We start from the raw sequence: 17,677 nt of genomic DNA on the forward strand, positions 1-17,677 counted from the left end.
CCCGTTCGCGCGAACTCCCGCCTCACCGCGGTCGCCCATCGTCGGGACCGGATCCCGCATCCCCTCACAGACGCACGGAGACATCTTCACCGGGCACGCCGGGACCGGCTGCGGAGTCCGGTTCCCCGAGGGCCGATTCGGTGCTCTCGCCCAGGAAGCCACCCGACTGGTGCTGCCACAGCTTGGCGTAGGCACCGTGCACCGCGAGCAGTTCCTCGTGGGTGCCCTGCTCGACGACGGTGCCCCGGTCCAGGACGACGAGACGGTCCATGCCGGCGACGGTGCTCAGACGGTGGGCGACCACCAGGGCCGTACGTCCGTCCATCAACCGCCACAGGGCGTCCTGGACGAGGAGTTCACTCTCCGAGTCCAGCGCGCTGGTCGCCTCGTCGAGCAGCAGGATCGGGGCGTCGCGCAGGATGGCCCTGGCGAGGGCGACGCGCTGGCGCTGGCCTCCCGAGAGTTTGACTCCCCGCTCCCCCACCAGGGTGGCGAAGCCGTCGGGAAGCTGGTCGGCGAACTCCGTGACGTGCGCGGCCGCGGCCGCGGCATGGATCTCCTCGTCCGTGGCGCCGGGCCGGGCGAAGGCGATGTTGTCCCGCAGGCTGCGGTGGAACATGGCAGGTTCCTGTGGGACGTAGGCGATCAGTGAGCGCAGGTCCGTCTGGCACAACCGGCTGATGTCCTGTCCACCGATGAGGATGCGTCCGTCGTCGATGTCCGACATCCGCAGCAGGAGCCGGGTGAGGGTGGTCTTGCCGCCGCCGGACCTGCCGACCAGACCGATCCGCGCGCCTGCGGGAACGTCCAGGTCGAGTCCCTGGAAAATCGACTTCGCACCCGCGTGGGCGAAGGTCACCGCGTCGAAGCGAATGCCGGTGTCCCGCGGCCCGAGCGGTTCGGGTTCCGCCGGGTCGAGCACGGTGGGCGGATCCAGCAGCAGCTCGGTGAACTGCGCGGCCTCGGTCATCGAGCTTTCCAGACGCCGGTAGATCTGGTTGAACTCGAACATGATCTGGGTCGCGTTGGAGTAGTAGGTGAAGGCCACGATGACCTCCTCCACTCCCTGACCCGGGCCACCGAAGACGATGGCGACCAGCAGACCCAGCACGTTGGTCAGCACGGACATGGGGGCGATCAGCACGTCGACGCGCAGATTGCCGTAGTCCCACGACCGAAGCGTCAGGCGCCGGGAATCCGCGACACGGCTGCGGTGCTCGTCGGCCTCCCGCTCCTCGGCCGCGAACGCCCGGATGGTCTCCATGTTCGTGAGGCTGTCGGCGACATGGCCGGAGACCCGGGCGATCGCCGCCTCACGGTCGTTGACGAGCCTCTGCCGGCGCCGGATCAGAGGCGTCGCGGCCACCACGGTCAGCGCGATCATCACCAGAAGGCCGACGACGAGCATCGGTTCGTAGCTCCACAGCACCACGGCGCCGAACACCAGAGGGACGAGACTGCCCACGATCCGGTACGTCACCGTGTCGACGAAGTCCTCGAAGCGCTTGCCGAAGCTCAACACCCGTTTGGTCAGGGACCCGGCGAAGTTGTCGTGGAAGAATGCCGCGTCCTGGGCGAGGAGATCATCCATGCCGCTCACGTACAGGTGTTCCATGCCGAGGGCGTCCACGCGGTTCAGGCAGTGCTGCCCGACCCGCCACACGGCCTCGGCGACCAGCAACGTCACGCCGAAGCCCAGCACGTCCGGCATCGCCGAGCCGAGGGTGAGACCGTTGTCGTCGGCGGCCTGTCCTGCCAACTTGGCGATCAGCAGCGGGGCGACGTAGCGGGTGCCGATGTTGCCCATGGCCGGCAGCAGCAGCGCGGGCAGGGCCAGCCGTCGTAGTCGCACCAGTTCCCGGCAGTAGCGGCGCAGCGCCAGAACGACCGCGCTCCTGCCCGGCATCGGCCCTCGCGTATCTGTTGTCCCCATCACACTCCCGGTGGTTCGGAAGTCGGAAGTGTCCCGTCAGGGAGACCCCCAGTCCAGGCATTTACCGTGGAACGGCGATAACCGGACATCGCTGCCGGCGTGTGCCGCGGACGCATCCAGTGGTGGGATTGCGGTAGCCGGTGTGACCATCGTTGTGGTTCAGGGCCCGGCGCACCGCCGGCTCGGGGCCGGGGCCGGGATCGGAGGCACCAGCCGTCCCGTAACCAGCGAAAGAGGAGTCCAGCACTGGTCTCGCTGTTTCACTCGGGTCCGGTGGCCGGCGAGGCGGAAACGCGAAGTAGGCCGAAGTGTGCGGGCGGCCGTGCCGCAACCACCCCTGCCGGCGGCCTCCGGTGCCGTCACCCGCTGTCAGCGGACGCGGATGAACAGGACGTCGTATCCACTGTTCGTGCCGCGGTTCTTGATGTAGACGCCCGACCCCGAACCGGTGTTGGGGTTGGAGGTGTTGCCCTCGACCGTGGTGAAGCTCGCGCCGCCGCTCACCGACCGCACGATGCCGATGTGCGAATTCCCGGCCTTGTAGTCGTCGCCGCCGTTCCAGTCGAAGGCCACGATGTCGCCCGGCTGCGGGTCCGTCGTCACCGACAGGTGGTAGTTGCCGTTGCGCGCCTGCGTCACCCAGTTCACGACGTAGGTGTTGCGGTAGGACGTGGCGCCCGTCTGCTTGGCCACCCAGCTCACGAAGGTCGCGCACCAGGCGTATTCGTCGGTGGGCAGGGAGACGCCCACCGCCGAGTTGTAGGTGTTGGCCCGGGCGCTTCCCGCTACCGTGCCGACCTCGGCCGCGGCCACGTCGAGCATCTTGGCGTACCCGCCGCCGGGCGGGGGCGACGACGGCGGGGTGACCACGCCGTACAGAGCGGCCTTGGTGTTCGGCCCCACCCTGCCGTCGACCCCGAGGCCCTTCTCGGCCTGGAAGTCCCGCACCGCGCTGTCGGTCATCGCCCCGAACTCGCCGTCCACGGCGAGATCGGCACCGTGGTGGTTGAGCAGGCTCTGCAACTCGGTGACACAACCGCTGCGCTGGCCCTTGACGATCTCGTTCGGGCACGAAGCGGACGTCAGGACGATCGGCGCCGGTGCGCCGTTGCCGCCGCCCCCACCGATGTTCGCGTACAGCGCGGCCTTGGTGGCCGGTCCGACCCGGCCGTCGGACACCAGGCCGCTCGCGGACTGGAAGGACTTCACGGCCGCCAGGGTCAGGGGACCGAACCCGCCGTCGACGTCGACGTGTTGCCCCTTGCCGTTGAGCAGGGCCTGGAGGGTCGCGACGCAGCCGCCGCTCTCCCCCTCCACTATCTCCGCCGGGCAGGCCGCCGACCGCAGGTCCACACCTGTCGGCGGCAACTCGTCGGTGCTGTAGAGCTCCCGCTTGGTGTTCGCCCCGACCGACCCGTCTGCCGTCAGGCCGTGCGCGGACTGGAAGCTCCGGACCGCACTGGCCGTGCCCGGACCGAAATCGCCGTCCGCCTCGACCGCGTAGCCGTGGTGGCGGAGCAACCGCTGCAATTCGGTGACGCAGCCGCTCTTCTGGCCCTGGACGATGTCCGCCGGGCACGAGGCGGAGTTCAGGTTGATCGGCGCGGGCGCGGAGCCTGCCGTCGTGTACAGCTTGCTCTTGGTCTGGGGGCCCACCCGGCCGTCCACGGCGATCGCGGTGGCGGCCTGGTACTCACGCACCGCGTACAGCGTCTTCAGCCCGAACTCGCCATCCGCGGTCAGACCGGCGCCGTGGGCGTTGAGCAGGTTCTGCAGCTCCGTGACGCAACCGCTCACCTGGCCCTGAAGGATCTCGTTGGGGCAGGACGAAGAGGTCAGCTTGATCGGTGCGGGCGCGGCGACCGCCGGACCGGCGCCGAACAGAGTGGCCGCCGAAAGGACCGCCGCGGTCACTAGGAAAATACCGATCCTGCCGCGATTCCGGACATCAGATGTATAGGAAGGCGAAATCACTGTGTCTCTCATGGATGCGAAATATCCCCTTCGATCAACCTGCGGATTGTGAGCCGACGGCTGGCGTAATCGATCACAGAGTCGAGGCCGTCTCATATCATGATCGAATTTCCATTTCGCGCACGACGGTGACAGCTCGCTTTCATGTACACAATGCCGCGCGACGCGATTGGCTGGATTTCGCTGCTGTCGACATCCCGCAGAAAATGAGATGAGGCCCGCCGCCTTACGGCGACGGGCCTCACGGAGAAGTCGGACCCCTCGGACCCCGGACCCCGGCCACGGGCCACGGGCCACGGGCCACGGAGAGCGGTCAGCAGTCGAGGTCGATCGTGAAGCGCCTCGTGCCCGGAGCGATCGTGTCGGCGTGGACCGAGCCTCGAGCGCGGGCGAATTCACCGGTGCCGCCGGTGATGCCGTTGTCGAACGAAGGCGGAGGGCCCGGGTTGAGAATGCCGAAGAGCATCCCCTGCACGGAGAGTTGGCCGCCCGGGAGGTTGTAGGTCACGACGCACTCCTCCGCTCCGCCGTTCTCGACCCGGGTGGTGACGCAGGTCCCGCCGGTTTCGCCGACCTCCTTGTCGTCCTGGTCGAAGAGGACCGAGCGGAAGACGGTCCGATCGCCCTGGGCGGGGGCGCCGCCGGGGTTGATGGGGAAGCGCGTCTGCTGCGCGAGCCGGCCGATGAGTGTGATGACCCGGTGCTGGCCCTCGGCGGGGGCGGAACCGGTGTCCGTCGCGGCGGACGCGACAGGGGCGCAGGCGAGGAGGCTGACCAGTGCGGTGGCCGTGCCGAGACAGGCTGCCCTGATGGGGCGCATCGTGTGGCTCCTGGGGTTGATGCTCATGGATGATCCGATGAAGCATTCATAACCTCGGCTCTGCCGCTGCCCGGAACCTCCCGGCACGACCCACCGCAAGATCCGACCGGTCGGACCAACCCGGGACGAGAGACGGCCCGCGCGGCGGATCGCGTCGCGAGGCGGGGGGTCGCTGGTGCAGCACATTGGCCCCTGACCCGGACGAGGGCCGGGTGAGCCGGAGCCAGGCGTGGGCCGCGATCCCGGACGAACCGGATCACGTCAGCGGGTGGCCGCCGAGGGGACTGCGCCGGCGGCCGAGCCGGAGGTCCCCGGCGACGTGAGGCACGGCGGTCGCTCCACGGCTGGGCCATGCGATGTCGTCAACGGCGAGAAACGGCTCGCCGGCAACGGTCGCGGGGGTCGACCCGGTGAACGCCATGACGTCCCGATGCAGGTGGGACTGGTCGGCGTAGCCGCTGTCGGCCGCAACCCGGGCCGCGCCCTCACCCGCGACCAGGCGGTGGGCGGCATGGTCGAAGCGGACGAGTCTCGCCGCGCGCTTGGGCGGCAGGCCGAGCTGCGACCGGAACCGGGACCACAACCGTTTACGGCTCCACCCGACTTCGGCAGCGAGCCCGTCGATCCGGGTCAGGCCACGGCTGACGACGATGCGCTGCCAGGCCCAGGCCACCTCCGGGTCCACCGTCGGCCCCGCCTCATGCCGGCGGGCGAGCAGCGCGTCCGTCAACGCGAAGCGATCCTGCCACGACGAGACGTCGCCGAGTTGCTCGCAGATCCGTGACGACTCCCGGCCCCACAGGTCACCCAGGGACACGACGGCGCCGTCGAGGTCGGCGGGGGAAGCGCCCAGAACCGCGCGTGCGATCACCGGAGACAGGCGCACCTGCACGCACTCGACGTTCTCTCCCCGCGCCCGCACCGCGCCTCCGGACCCGAACCCGGGCCCGGCGACCATGCTTCCCCGCTGCTGCCGCCCGGGTGCACAGTCGAGGACGGGCGAGTCGGCGCCGAACTCCAGGAGCAGGGTCACGGCCGGGTGCGGGACCATCCGGAGCGTGTCCAGATCACGGACACGGAACCCGGCCATGGTGACACCGGCCACCGGGCTGGGCCGCCGCGGGCATGCGACGTCCCACAAAGCCTGACCGTGCGTGAACGTGTGCACCGTCTCATGCTACGTGAGCCGACCGAGAGGAACATTTGTCCAATCCGCCGGCGGGCACGGGCGGCGACAGTGGGCTCATGACTGTTTCTGACGGCGGACCACATGTGAACGGCGGCGCCGAGGCCACCGAGAGTTCGACCCTGTCGCTGGACGAAGGTGACATCCATGTGTGCCAGGACGGCCCCCGCGACGCCCCCGCACTCCTGCTCATCCACGGGTCCGCATCCTCGACCCGTTCGTGGAATCCGATGGTTCCGCTGCTGACCGGATCTCACCGTGTCATCCGGATCGACCTGCTCGGGCACGGCCGGTCGGCCAAGCCGGACGACCGCAGCTACGCGATCCCGGACCAGGCGCGTCGGGCCGGCGTGGCACTGGACCGGCTCGGCGTCGAGCACGCTGTGCTCGTCGGTCATTCCAGCGGCGGTGTGGTCGCCACCGCCGTCGCCGAACTGCGGCCCGACCTGGTGACCGCGCTCGCGCTGGTCAACACCGGGCCCAGCCTGGATGCCTTCATCGCACCGGAGTCCGCCGCGATCGGCCCCTCGCAATGGCCGCCGACCGACGAGGAGCTCCGGCGGTTCGCGAGCGCGGGTTTCAGCCGCGCGGGCTTCCAGATCCCGGAAGAACTCCTGGACGATTTGCGCGGCATGACACACCACACGTTCACCGCGACGATGCGGGCCACTCTCTCCTATATGGAGCAGGGGACACTGCCGGATCGGCTGACGGTCGTGGGCAAGCCGCTCCTGGTGATCTTCGGCGAGGACGACCGCAGATGGCGCTCCTCGTCCGCCGCCGACTACCGCGTCGTTCCGGGCTCGAGGGTCGAGTTGCTGCCCGGTCTCGGGCACTCGCCCCTGCTCGAGGATCCGCCGCGGACCGCGACCCCTCTGCTGGCCTTCACCGCGATCCACGCCGTACAGGGGGACTGAATGGGTGTCCTGCGGATTCTCGTCTCCGGCGCCGGCTGTCGCGGGTCCGGTCCTGGCCTACTGGCTCACCAGGCACGGCTTCTCCGTCACCGTCGTCGAGCGCGCACCGGCGCCGCGTAGGACCGGCGGCCATGCGGTCGACCTGTTCCGGCGCGGCGCCTGGGCGACCCTCCAGGCGCTCGGCGCGGACGGTTACCGCGAACTGGGCCGTGCCACCCTGTCCGCGACCCGCCGCCTCGTCGAGGGCATTGCCGCCATCGACGGCCTGACCGTCCTCGGCAGCCCGGACGCCAGCCTCGTCGCGATCGGCTCCGACACCCTCGACCTGTTCGCCCTCGCGGACGAGGCCCGGCAGCACGGCTTCTACCTCCAGCCCCAACTCAGCCTCGGCGCCGACCTCCCCGCCAACCTCCACCTCACCCTGACCGGCGTCAGCGAGCAGGGCGTCGACGCACTCCTGGCCGTCATCGCCGCGGCGGCAGACGCGGTCCGTCCGCTCGGCCCGCCGGTACCGTCGCCGGAGCTCGTGGCTCTCGTCGCCGAGCTCGACCTCACGACCTTGGACGACGCCTCTTTCGCCGCTCTGCTCCCGGCCGTGGGCTTCGACCCCTCGGGCGCCGGGGCCGGCAGGATGGCGGCGGTGAACCGCCTTCTGGACGCGCTCCCTCCGACGATCCGCGAGGACATCGTGACCCGCTTCCTCTCCGCGCTGTACAGCCCGCACCTGGGCGGCTGAGAGGAACACGCCGGGCGTGGCGGGGGAATCGCGCAGGCCCTTGCGGCATGTCGGCAGGTTGCTGGGTGGAGCCTGCCGGACGGCTGTGACAGTGGCGCGGCAGCAAGCAGGGACAGTTGGTCCGTCCACGGCGCGGGCACGACCCCGCGCGGCGACTCCGTGGACGAGGAGCACTGGACCGGGTGTCCCCATGGGGCCTGTGAAGATGAGCACCACAGCTGCAGTCAGGGGGACGACGCGTGGACACATGGACCTGTGAGGCGTGCGGCAGGCCGGTGGCCCAGTCGGACGGGGAGACCACGGCGGCGGCCGTGCGCAAGCACGCACGCGAGGCCCGCCATCGGGCGGCGAGCGTGCGGAGGCAGAAGCCGGGCGGAATCACGCAGCGGTGGCGCGTCCCGGAGGACCGCGAGAGGGAACAGCCGCCCCAGCGGCCCCGCCGCGCCGGCCGATCCGATCGCGGGGAATCCGGTACCTCTTCGGACGGCAGCGCGGCGCACAGTGAGGGCGGCCCCGTCCGCACGCTGCTGTCCGTCGTGCGGCGCAGCCGGGGTGCCCAGCTCCTGGCCGCAACGGTCCTCGCGGTCTCCCTGGTGAGCCTGGCCGTGGCGTCCGGCGAGACCTCTCAGGACCGGCCGGGCTCGGGGGCCACGTCGCAGACCGCGTCCCCTCGCGAAGGGCAGTCCCCGGCGAGCGAGTTCTCGCTGTCCGACATCGAGGGCGGGACGTGGGGTGATGCCTGGAGCGCGATGGACGACAGTCTGCGCGGCGGCGAGGTCCAGGTCCTGGAGAGCGCCACCGGCCGGCAGTTGACGTTCGCCTACAGCGGCGACCCGAAGCGCGACGAGTGGACGGTGTGCGCTGCCCGGCTGACCAGCGGCTCCTTCGACGGCGACGGCTGGCTGGTGACCGTCGAGCTGGCCGACCCCCACGACGGCTGCGACCCGGACGCGCCGACGGAACCCGGCCCCGCCGACGGACACGGCACAGAGCCCGACGTGACCATGCCGGCGACCGACGACGCGCCCGACCACAGCGACGACGATCGCGGAGGAGGTGTGCGTCCGGGTGCTTGGTGCGGCGATCCCGGTGCTTACGGCTACACCGAGGCCGGAACCCGTATGCGGTGCGAGTACGGCAAGGGCGACGACCACCGCTGGCGGCGCGCCGGCTGAAGCGGCCGCCTGCTCACCGTGTGCGCCTGCACCGCCTGCTCGATGCCGCTCCATGTCACTCGATGCCGCTCGTGCAAGGTACAACCATGGGACGGTTTCATGAGTCTTCGTCAGTGATCACGTCGTGATCGCACTGACGAGGAGACCATCATCACCGCCATACGCAAGACCCTGACCGCCAGCGCAGTTGTCGCCGCCGTCCTGGCCGGTGCGGCCGCCTGCGGCACCGTGGAGCAGCTCTCTGCGGGGAAGAAGCTGGACGAGGCCTTCGACAAGCTCGCCCAGGAGAAGTCGATCTCCTTCGAGCTCGATCTCGACACCGACGTCCGAAGCCTGAAGGCGCTGGACGCGATGTCGGACCCGGAGCCCGGTGAGGAGATGCCCGACGAGATCGCCGACCTGTTCAGTGGCGTGAAGATCGATGTCACCGTGCAGTCGAAGAAGCCGATCGAGGAGTCCGGGGAGAAGGACTACGTCGGCATGGCGGTGAAGATCAGCAACAAGGACGGCGACCTCACCGAGTACCGAGTCGTCGGCGACTACACCTACATCCGATCCGACGTGAACGCCCTCGGCAAGGCGATGGGCTTCCCCGTGCCGTCGGTGTCGGATCTGCCCCCGGAGGCGGGCGGGCTCAAGAAGATGCTCGACGGCGGATGGGTGAAGATCAACACCAAGGAGATGGAGAAGACCACCGCCGAGATGGGAGCGGAGCCCGGTACGGAGCCCGCGCCGGAGCCCACCCTCGACGCGAAGGCGCAGAAGCAGCTTCTGGACGCGCTGCGTCAGACCATCGCCCGCGAGGTGGAGTTCAAGACCGCCGACGACAAGGACGGGGCCGAGCACATCACCGCCACCGCTCCGTTCCGTACGCTGATCACGAAGTTCCTCGGCGAGATCCGTCCGCTCGCGAAGAGCTTGCCGCCGGGTTTTGAACTGCCCACGGACAACGACCTCAAGGACGCCCCGAACGGCAAGGTCACGGCCGACTTCACGCTGAAGAACGGCGAGCTGACCGAGGTCTCCGTCGACCTCGCCAAGCTGGCCGAGAACGCGAAGGTGAAGAAGCTGGGCCTGGTGGTGCGGATGAGCGAGGGCCGGACTCCCACGGCCCCGGCCGGTGCCACCGAGCTGGACGTCGACGAGATCCTGGGCGGGTTCGGCGCCGCGATGATGGACGAGGAGGCCTTCTTCGAGGAGGCGGCATAGTCGTGCCTCGGGTCGTGCGGGGACGGGGCGTCGCGAACGCAGCGCGCCGCACCGGGCCCTCTGCCTCGACGAGGCTGGGCTCCGCCGACCGGTGGCCGCCGCGCGTCGGGGTACTCACCCAGGCCGCCTCGCGCCGACCCGGCGAGGCGGCCGCGCGTGCGGAGCCGCCGCTCGTGGCCTCGGAGCCCCGGCCGCTGGGCGGGGCCGGTTCCGGCACCGCCTCTCGCCGACGCAGTCACATCGTGATGGGGCCGAGCTCCGCGGCGATGCGGGCCAGTGTACGGATGGTGGGGTTGTCGGCGGCGGTCCTCCAGGTGAGTGCCCATGGGAGGGTGGGCGCGTCGTGGAGTGGCAGGAAGACGATGCCGGGCGGGGTGTAGTAGCGGGCGGCGACCTCGCCCAGCGGATGGACGCACTCCCCCGAGGCGACCAGCGACAGGAACTCGTGGAAGGTCCGCGCGACGGGCCCGCGCGGGATGCGGCGGCCGAGTGGCGTGCGGGTGGGGACCATGGAAGCCACCCAGTACTCGGGGGCCTCGGGGCCGAGGTCGACGACACGGTTGTCGCCGAGGTCCTCCAGCGTGGCGGTCCCACGGGCAGCCAGCGGATGGTCTGCCGACACGGCCAGCACACGTGCCCCGGTCAGCACCGTGGGTCCCACGGTGAGATCCGGTTCGGCGACGGGCAGCCACAGTACGTGCACGTCGTGCTCGCCGGTGCGTAACGCGGTGAACGGATCGCTGCCGTTGATCTCGGCGAACTGGATGTCGCCTCCGGGGCAGCCGGCGCGGAACGCCTCCACGAGGGGGCGCAGTTCGTGCCCGGCGTGTCCGAACACGCCCACCCGTAGCGTTCGGCCCCCGCCCGCTCCCGAGCCGGCGGCCTGGGCCCGGTCGAGCCCCTCCTGGAGGAGGTCGACGGCCTGCTGGAGGTCTTCGCGCAGTCGTCGGCCGACGGGCGTCAGGCTCACCCGTCGGCTGGTGCGGTCGAACAGGGCGACTCCGAAGCGACGTTCCTGCCTGCTGATGACCTGACTGACGCGCGCCTGGGACACGCGCAGCCGCTCGGCGGTGCGGCCGAAGTGCAGCTCCTCGGCCAGCGTCAGGAAGATCTCTATCTCGCGCAGCTCCACGTATAACCCCCACGTTATGTATTGCCCCACGAACCTCGCCTTGTTGGGCCCTCCGCCTGCGTCGAAGCTGGAGCACAGCCTCACCGGACAGACGGAGCGATCCGGCTCACCGATCGACAAGGCAGGGTACCGATGAGTGACACGCAGGCCGTCGCCGACCGCTTCGAGATCACGGCGCTCTGCGCCGAAGCCACTGACGCGGTGATGATGCGCGACTACGACCGACTCGCGTCACTGTTCACTCCCGACGCCGCCGTGCGATGGCCGCACATCGACAGGGATTTCGTCGGTCGGCAGGAGATCCGCGCGGGCATCGAACGGGGGCAAGGGCTCTGGGAGTTCTTCGTGCAGCAGGTCCACCCGGGTGCCGTCCGGCTGGACGGCGACACCGCGGCCGGCCGGGCGTACGTCCATGAGTTCGGACGCATGCACGACGGCAGCGCGCACGCGAACTACGCGCTGTACCACGACCGATACGAGCGGACTTCCCACGGCTGGAGGTTCAGTGAACGCGTCTACGAGGTCAGGTACGTGGATGTGTCCCCCCTCAGGGGCTCGACGCCTCCCGAAGCACCGGTCGCCCCGTCCGGCCTCGTCGACCGCCTCGGACCCGTCGCGTGGTGACCGAACCTCCTCCTCCCGCCGGATTCACCCATCGAGCGAAGGGAAAAGTGTCATGATCCTGATCACTGGAGCAACCGGCGTCGTCGGACGTCAGGTGATGGAGCTGCTCCTGCGAGAGCGCGCGACCGTCGCCGCGGTCACCCGTGGATCCGGGCAGGGGCTTCCCGACGGTGTACGAGCCGTACGCGGCGACCTGTTCCAGCCCCGCTGGATCGAGGCGGACCTCGCCGGCGTGGAAGCGATGCAGATCAGCCCGCGCGCGACCGGCCCCGGCCTGGACGAGCTGCTGAAGCTCGCCGTCGCGCAGGGCGTGCGGCGCGTGGTGCTGCTGTCGGCCACCACCGTGGAGCACCCGGCGGGGGAAGCCCGCTTCGCCGACGGATTCCGGCACGCGGAGGACCTCGTCACGGGCTGCGGTCTGGACTGGACGGTGCTGCGGCTGGCCGATTTCGCCGCGAACGCGTTGGCCTGGGCGCCGCAGATCAGGGCCGGGGACGTGGTGCGCGGCGCGTACGGCCGGGCCGTCACCTCGCCCGTCCACGAGAGGGACATCGCGGAGGTCGCCGTGACCGCCCTGAGCGCCGACGCACACACCGGAACGATCCACACCCTGACCGGGCCGCAGCCGCTGGACCAGATCGAGAAGGTGCGGCTCATCGGCGCGGCGGTCGACCGGCCCCTGTCCTTCCACGAGCTCCCACCCGAGCACGTACGCCGGGCGATGCTCGCGCAAGGACTGCCGGAGGAGGTCCCCGCCCGCCTGCTCGGCTCACTCGCCGACTACGCCGAACGGCCGGGGCCCACGACCACCACCGTGTCGGAGCTGCTGGGCCGGCCCGCGCTCACCTTCGCGGACTGGGCCGGCGACAACGCATCCGCCTTCCGCAGCTGACCGGGGCCGCGTCGGGGAGTGGTGCGGCGCCACGGGCGGTCGGCCGTCCGCACCGCGCCACTCTGCATCCCTGAGAGCGAGATCGAAGCCGACCTCACCAGGACGGCAAGCTCCGGACCGGCATCGTCGTCGCCGGATCCGGAGCTTGCCCGAAGGCCTCGCGTGTCCGCCGGAGTTCAGGTGCTCGGGCGGCTCGGCGCCGCCCGACTCGCGATGGCGGGGGTGCCCGTCCGGGACTACGGCACCCTGGTTCCGGTGTCCGCCGGCCCGGTCCTGCGGACGTGCAGGACGCTTCCGTCCAGGGGCAGCGGTACCCGGCCGACCAGGGTGAGGCCCGCGTCGGCGAACAGCCGGGCATAGTGGTCGGCGCGCCGTTCGCGGCCGCCGACGTTGCACATCATGTGCAGGTCCCAGGCCGTGGCCAGCGAGGCCGAACCGTCGGCGGGCAGAACGCGTTCGACGACCAGCAGATCGGCGGTGTCGGGCATCGCACGGGCGCAATGACGCAGGATCTCGCGGCAGCGGTCGTCGTCCCAGTCGTGCAGGACGCGGGACAGGACGTAGACGTCGCCGCCCGCGGGCACGTCCGCGAAGTCGCCGGCCCGGAAGGTGCACCGTGCCGCGTGACCGGCCGCACCGAGGAGCCGGCGCGCGGTCTCGACGGTGTGCGGGCGCTCCAGCAGGAGGCCGTGCAGGCGAGGGTGTGCGGAAAGGATTCGGCTCAGCAGTTCCCCGTTGCCCCCCGCGATGTCGACCACCACGGCTCCGTCGTTCGCCTCGGTGAGCACCGGGTGTGCGGGCAGCGGGTCGAACATCCGTGAACCGGCGGCCATCGACAGGTCGAAGAGTTCGGCGAGTTCGGGATCGCGGGCGAAGTGATCGAAGTGGTTCTCGCCGAAGCGGTGTTCGAAGGCGACCTGTCCCGTGCGTACGGTGTGCTCGAGCGCGGCGAAGGACTCGTAGAACGGGCCCCCGTACATCAGTGCCAGCGGCCGCATCGACCCTTCGACGTCCGCGCGCAGCAGCCGGCCGGTGTCCGTGAGGCGGAAGCCGTCGCGGCCCTCGCTCACCACACCCAGCATGGTGAGGTAGCGCAGCAGAGTGGCCAGGTTCGGCGCGAGGACACCGACGTCTCGTGCCAGTTCCGCCACGTCGACGCCTCGCCACTCGTCCATCGCGTCGGCCACCTCAAGCCGGGCGAACGCGGCGAGGGCCTGCGTCGTCCACGCCCCGGTCAGCAGACGCAGCAGGGCCTCCGCGGGCTGCCGCACACGGTGCTCGTCGAGGTGGGCGGCGAGGACGTCGCTGTGGTCACCGGGGACGTACAGCTCCATGCGCCGGTATCCGGCCTTCGCCTCGGCGGGCGCGGTGAAGTAGAACACCGTGCCGTTCTCGTGCGGGTTGTAGCCGCCGCCGTCGGGGGTGGCGCCGTACCGCCCGAAGGTCGCGCACAGGCCGCGCAGCACCAGCGAGTCCGGTGCCTCGACCTCGAAGGCGACATGCGCCTCGTGCTGCCGTTCCCGCTCGTGTGCGGCGACCGTGTCGAGGTCCGACCCCGGCGGCACGGTCAGCGCGAACACTTCGACCGAGCGCAGCGCCCCGTCCAGGCACTCCACCGCCGGGCGCAGAACACCGACGTCGAGATCCGCCGCACTCCGTCCGTGCCGTTCGGCCAGACGCCGGCGCACGACGACGCTCGGCCGCGGGTTCGCGTCCACCACGAGCCCGCAGTCGGCGAGCGTGGCGTCCAACGCCGCCTCGTCGGGCGGGAAGACGAGCAGCGCCGCGTGCGAGAAGGCGCAGCGCTCCACCAGCGTCCGCAGCTCCGGGCCGTCGAGCCCGGGGAGCAGGAGCGGAAGCAGGGTGGCGGTGTCCTGTTCCTTGACGAAGTCGACCGTCGCACGCAGGCGGGACGTTTCGCCCGACAATGCCGTGATCATCGCGGGGGATTCCTCATTCCGGGGGTGGGGTGTGCGCGTACGGATGTACGCGGGGTGCCGAGCGCTGAGAGGGGAGGGAGGGGCTATACGCCGACGTACTGCTCGGCGAACCAGTCCTGGTGGCTGCGCGAGGTGCGCAGCGAGGTGAGGCGGGAGCGGCGCAGGGAGTTGTGGAACAGCGAGTCGCCGTCCGTGCCGGTCGGGCCGTGCAGCAGCCCGATCATCCAGTGCGAGAACTGCTGCGCACGCCAGATGTGCGTCAGGCACCGTGCCGAGTAGGCGTCGAGACCCTCGGGGTCTTGGGCGGTGAGGTCGTCGATCAGGGCGCGGGCCAGGACCGCCGCTTCGAGGACCGCGAGGTTGGCGCCCTTCGCGGCGGACGGACTGATCAGACCGGCGGCGTCGCCCACGAGGAACAGCGCGCCGTGGCGCAGCGGTTCGAGCACGTCGGACTCCAGGTCGACGACACAGCGCTGCACGACGCGGCCGCGGCGCAGCGGGCCGTACTCCCGCGCCCGCATCCGCAGTTCCAGCTCGTCCCAGATCCGCTCCTCGGACCAGGCGTCGGCCGGGGTGCCGCGCTCGCACTGCAGGTAGTAGCGGGTGACCTCGCTGGTGCGGGCCATGTGCCCGGCGAACCCGCGCTCGTGCACCGCGTAGCCGACTGCGTCCAGACTGGGCGGCGCCTCGGCGAGCAGACCGAGCCAGGTCACGCCGTGATCGCGGTGGTGGCGGACCGTGCCGGCCGGCAGCGAACGGCGGGCCGCACCGTGCCGCCCGTCGCAGCCCGCCACGTACCGCGCGCGCCACAGGCCGGGCCGCCCGTCGGCCTCGCGCACGGCCACCTCGGGCCGCTCAGTGTCGGCGTCGCGCACGGCGACGGCCTCACTGCCGAAACGAATCTCTCCACCACGATCCAGAAACCGCGTCACCAGGTCGGCCACCAGATGCTGTTGGGGGTAGACGGTGTGCCGCTCGCCCTGCGCGAGTCCGCTGTAGTCCAGCCGGAACCGGCCGTCCTCGGTGCGGAACTCGCAGGTGCTGTGGAGCTGCCCGCGCTTGTGCAGCCCCTCGGCGAGGCCGTGCCGTTCCAGGATCCGTACGGTCTCGGCGGCCAGGAACCCGGCCCGTGCCCGCGCCTGCACCTGCGTGCGCTCGGCCCGCTCCAGGACGACGCAGGCGATCCCCCGGTCCAGCAGGATGTTGCCGAGCACGAGCCCGGCCGGCCCGGCCCCGAGGACGACCACATCGGCCGCGTGGTCACCCGGTCGTTGACTTTTCGTGTCTCTCACGGAGGCAGATACTAAATAGCCAAAAGTCTTTGATCGCACCAAAATCACCCGAATGCCCGCCCCGAACGGCAAAAAGATCACCACTGCGGAGAGGGCGCGGGTCTCGTCGTCGTGCGGCAGCCGAGAGCTTGGCGACACCCGGCAATTACTCCCGAGGTAATCGCACCGCCCGACCAGCCTCAGCTACGTTCGGGTCATCGCCCACACCCCCGGAACGCAAGGAGCCCCGTCGTGCCCGCTTACGGCTTCGCTCATCTCCGCAGCCGCCGGAATCACTCCGACATCATCGAATACCTGGAGCGCATCCAGGCAACCCTCGACCCCTTCGCCGGCCGCTTCGTCATCCACGGTCCGCCGGTCGAAGTCGTAGAAGGTACGTGGCCCGGCAGCATGGTGTTGATCGAGTTCCCCGGCCTGGCCGAAGCCCGCGCCTGGTACGACTCTCCCGCTTACCGGGCCATCCTGAGTCTGCGTACCGACCACGTGGAGGGCGACCTGGTGCTGATCGAGGGCGTCGGTCCGCACTACGACCCGGCTGAGCGAGCTCGCACGTTGCGGACAGAAGCCGACCGAGCGGGCCGGTCGACCAGGTGATGACCACCACAACCAGAGCTGTCACGCGGGCCGTTGAGCCGGAAGCATCTTGGTGAACCGGGTGACGGGACGCTCCAGGCGTTCGCCGTCCACGACGAGGTCGACGGGCTCGTCGTAGAAGGCGAGGGGCCCTTCGACCGCGCCCACGCCCTCGCCGGGCCCCTTGGCATCGTTCATCTAGGCTGGCGCGGTGACTGATGAGCAGGAGCGGGTGCAGCCGTCGGGAGTGTGGGCCACGGCGGTGGGGGTGGCCCGAGTGCGGGCGCTGGAGACCGAGCGGGAGAACGCGCTGTTCCGCGACCCACTGGCACAGGCCTTCGCCACCGCCGGCGGCCTGTGGCCCTCCTCCCCGCAGCCGCCCGACGACGAGGCCGCGCGACGCCGTCGGCTGGCCGTGTCGTTCTCCATCGTCATCAGGACGAAATTCCTCGACGACTTGCTGCGGCAGGCCTCCGCGTCCGGGGTCCGGCAGGTCGTGCTGCTCGGCGCCGGCATGGACAGCCGGGCCTTCCGGATGGACTGGCCCGAGGGCACCCGGCTGTTCGAGGTCGACACCGCCGCGCCACTGGCCTTCAAGGCTTCGGTGCTGCGCCAGGAACGTGCCGTTGCACGCTGCGAGCGGATCACCGTCGCGGTGGACCTGCGTGAGGACTGGCCGGGCGCGCTGGCCGCCGCAGGGCACGATCCGGCCGTGCCGACCGCGTGGATCGCCGAGGGTCTACTGATCTATCTCCCCGAGGACGCGGTGGAGCTCCTGCTGGCCCGGATCAGCACGCTGTCGGCCGCAGGCAGTCGGATGGGGCTGACATTGGGCTCGCGCGGCGTGATCGAGCGCTTCGGCTCGGACGCCGCGCCGGGATCGGCGGCATCCATGTGGGTCTCGGAGATGCCCGACGACCCGCTGGGCTGGCTGGCCGGGCACGGCTGGGAGGCCGACAGTCACACCCTGCACGAGCGCGCCGCCGCCTACGGCCGCCCGATCGGCACCCCGCCGCAGCACGAGGAGCGGCCCGGCGGACTGATCTCGGCAGTCCGCCGGTAGAGCGCCTCCCGGTTCCGGTCCGCCTGCGGAACACCGCCAACGCCTCACCGAACTCCGGGGCGCGGTCTCCGCGGTGGCCTTCTCCTCCGACGGCACCGGCTCGGTGCGACTGTGCGGGCATGGTGGTCAACCTGCCCTCGGTGTGGCTGACCGATGATTTTTGCGCGCCGTGTTGGTCTGTACGCCGAATACCGACTCACGGGAGGCTGAC

The 17,677-nt window shown here is 70.6% G+C and carries 16 protein-coding genes and 1 pseudogene; 9 read left to right on the plus strand and 8 right to left on the minus strand.

Going from position 1 to position 17,677, the window contains the following annotated elements; translation table 11 throughout:
- Positions 1-64 precede the first annotated feature (64 nt).
- The 4 genes from IE275_RS33705 to IE275_RS33720 form a co-directional block, all read right to left on the minus strand.
- Positions 65-1,933 carry an ABC transporter ATP-binding protein gene (locus IE275_RS33705; RefSeq protein ID WP_189716257.1) on the minus strand — a complete coding sequence of 623 codons (1,869 nt, stop codon included), beginning with the start codon at positions 1,931-1,933 and terminating at the stop codon, positions 65-67.
- Between the two features lie 369 nt (positions 1,934-2,302).
- Positions 2,303-3,847, minus strand: a complete 1,545-nt coding sequence (locus IE275_RS33710; protein ID WP_229870830.1) for a peptidoglycan-binding protein — start codon at positions 3,845-3,847, stop codon at positions 2,303-2,305.
- 373 nt (positions 3,848-4,220) lie between these two features.
- Entirely contained in the window at positions 4,221-4,727 is a 507-nt protein-coding gene (locus IE275_RS33715; protein ID WP_229870834.1) for an allene oxide cyclase barrel-like domain-containing protein, read from the minus strand.
- A 256-nt stretch (positions 4,728-4,983) separates the two neighbouring features.
- Positions 4,984-5,895: an AraC family transcriptional regulator gene (locus tag IE275_RS33720; RefSeq protein ID WP_189716263.1), complete on the minus strand. Its 912-nt coding sequence runs from the start codon at positions 5,893-5,895 to the stop codon at positions 4,984-4,986.
- Between the two features lie 77 nt (positions 5,896-5,972).
- Here IE275_RS33720 and IE275_RS33725 point away from each other — a divergent pair, with 77 nt between their 5' ends.
- The 5 genes and pseudogenes from IE275_RS33725 (at position 5,973) to IE275_RS33740 (ending at position 9,950) form a co-directional block, all read left to right on the plus strand.
- Positions 5,973-6,830 carry an alpha/beta fold hydrolase gene (locus IE275_RS33725; protein ID WP_189716265.1) on the plus strand — a complete coding sequence of 286 codons (858 nt, stop codon included), beginning with the start codon at positions 5,973-5,975 and terminating at the stop codon, positions 6,828-6,830.
- A pseudogene (locus tag IE275_RS46240) lies at positions 6,831-6,981 on the plus strand (FAD-dependent oxidoreductase); the annotation flags it as partial.
- Positions 6,982-7,077: 96 nt separating this feature from the next.
- Positions 7,078-7,566, plus strand: coding sequence for a hypothetical protein (locus tag IE275_RS47525; RefSeq protein WP_506417347.1), 489 nt, complete (start codon positions 7,078-7,080; stop codon positions 7,564-7,566).
- Positions 7,567-7,805: 239 nt separating this feature from the next.
- Positions 7,806-8,741: a hypothetical protein gene (locus IE275_RS33735; protein ID WP_189716268.1), complete on the plus strand. Its 936-nt coding sequence runs from the start codon at positions 7,806-7,808 to the stop codon at positions 8,739-8,741.
- A 228-nt stretch (positions 8,742-8,969) separates the two neighbouring features.
- Positions 8,970-9,950: a hypothetical protein gene (locus IE275_RS33740; RefSeq protein ID WP_189716270.1), complete on the plus strand. Its 981-nt coding sequence runs from the start codon at positions 8,970-8,972 to the stop codon at positions 9,948-9,950.
- A gap of 235 nt (positions 9,951-10,185) precedes the next feature.
- On the opposite strand, the gene IE275_RS33745 is transcribed toward IE275_RS33740, so the two are convergent.
- Entirely contained in the window at positions 10,186-11,082 is an 897-nt protein-coding gene (locus IE275_RS33745) for a LysR family transcriptional regulator (RefSeq protein ID WP_189716272.1), read from the minus strand.
- Between the two features lie 132 nt (positions 11,083-11,214).
- Between IE275_RS33745 and IE275_RS33750 the strand changes: the two genes are divergently transcribed.
- A complete protein-coding gene (locus IE275_RS33750; protein ID WP_189716274.1) occupies positions 11,215-11,706 on the plus strand; it encodes a nuclear transport factor 2 family protein in 492 nt (163 codons plus the stop codon).
- A 52-nt stretch (positions 11,707-11,758) separates the two neighbouring features.
- Complete coding sequence (locus tag IE275_RS33755; protein ID WP_189716276.1) at positions 11,759-12,598, plus strand: NAD(P)H-binding protein; 840 nt, start codon at positions 11,759-11,761, stop codon at positions 12,596-12,598.
- 236 nt (positions 12,599-12,834) lie between these two features.
- On the opposite strand, the gene IE275_RS33760 is transcribed toward IE275_RS33755, so the two are convergent.
- Positions 12,835-14,538 carry a methyltransferase gene (locus tag IE275_RS33760; RefSeq protein WP_189716278.1) on the minus strand — a complete coding sequence of 568 codons (1,704 nt, stop codon included), beginning with the start codon at positions 14,536-14,538 and terminating at the stop codon, positions 12,835-12,837.
- An 83-nt stretch (positions 14,539-14,621) separates the two neighbouring features.
- Positions 14,622-15,785, minus strand: a complete 1,164-nt coding sequence (locus IE275_RS33765) for a 4-hydroxybenzoate 3-monooxygenase (RefSeq protein ID WP_189716405.1) — start codon at positions 15,783-15,785, stop codon at positions 14,622-14,624.
- A gap of 276 nt (positions 15,786-16,061) precedes the next feature.
- On the opposite strand from IE275_RS33765, the gene IE275_RS33770 reads away from it, so the two are divergent.
- A complete protein-coding gene (locus IE275_RS33770; RefSeq protein WP_189716280.1) occupies positions 16,062-16,424 on the plus strand; it encodes a DUF1330 domain-containing protein in 363 nt (120 codons plus the stop codon).
- A 21-nt stretch (positions 16,425-16,445) separates the two neighbouring features.
- Here the strand turns inward: IE275_RS33770 and IE275_RS33775 are convergent, their stop codons facing one another.
- Positions 16,446-16,601, minus strand: coding sequence for a hypothetical protein (locus IE275_RS33775; protein ID WP_189716424.1), 156 nt, complete (start codon positions 16,599-16,601; stop codon positions 16,446-16,448).
- Between the two features lie 13 nt (positions 16,602-16,614).
- On the opposite strand from IE275_RS33775, the gene IE275_RS33780 reads away from it, so the two are divergent.
- Positions 16,615-17,466: a class I SAM-dependent methyltransferase gene (locus IE275_RS33780; RefSeq protein WP_308435727.1), complete on the plus strand. Its 852-nt coding sequence runs from the start codon at positions 16,615-16,617 to the stop codon at positions 17,464-17,466.
- The last annotated feature ends 211 nt before the right edge of the window (positions 17,467-17,677 follow it).

Origin of the sequence: Streptomyces phaeofaciens, assembly GCF_014648915.1 — a bacterium.
Taxonomy (GTDB): domain Bacteria; phylum Actinomycetota; class Actinomycetes; order Streptomycetales; family Streptomycetaceae; genus Streptomyces; species Streptomyces phaeofaciens.

Coding starts and splice junctions, on each gene's coding strand:
- IE275_RS33705 (WP_189716257.1), bottom strand. CDS start 1,933: ATGGGGACAACAGATACGCGAGGGCCGATGCCGGGCAGGAGCGCGGTC.
- IE275_RS33775 (WP_189716424.1), bottom strand. CDS start 16,601: ATGAACGATGCCAAGGGGCCCGGCGAGGGCGTGGGCGCGGTCGAAGGG.
- IE275_RS33755 (WP_189716276.1), top strand. CDS start 11,759: ATGATCCTGATCACTGGAGCAACCGGCGTCGTCGGACGTCAGGTGATG.
- IE275_RS33715 (WP_229870834.1), bottom strand. CDS start 4,727: ATGCGCCCCATCAGGGCAGCCTGTCTCGGCACGGCCACCGCACTGGTC.
- IE275_RS33760 (WP_189716278.1), bottom strand. CDS start 14,538: ATGATCACGGCATTGTCGGGCGAAACGTCCCGCCTGCGTGCGACGGTC.
- IE275_RS33725 (WP_189716265.1), top strand. CDS start 5,973: ATGACTGTTTCTGACGGCGGACCACATGTGAACGGCGGCGCCGAGGCC.
- IE275_RS33750 (WP_189716274.1), top strand. CDS start 11,215: ATGAGTGACACGCAGGCCGTCGCCGACCGCTTCGAGATCACGGCGCTC.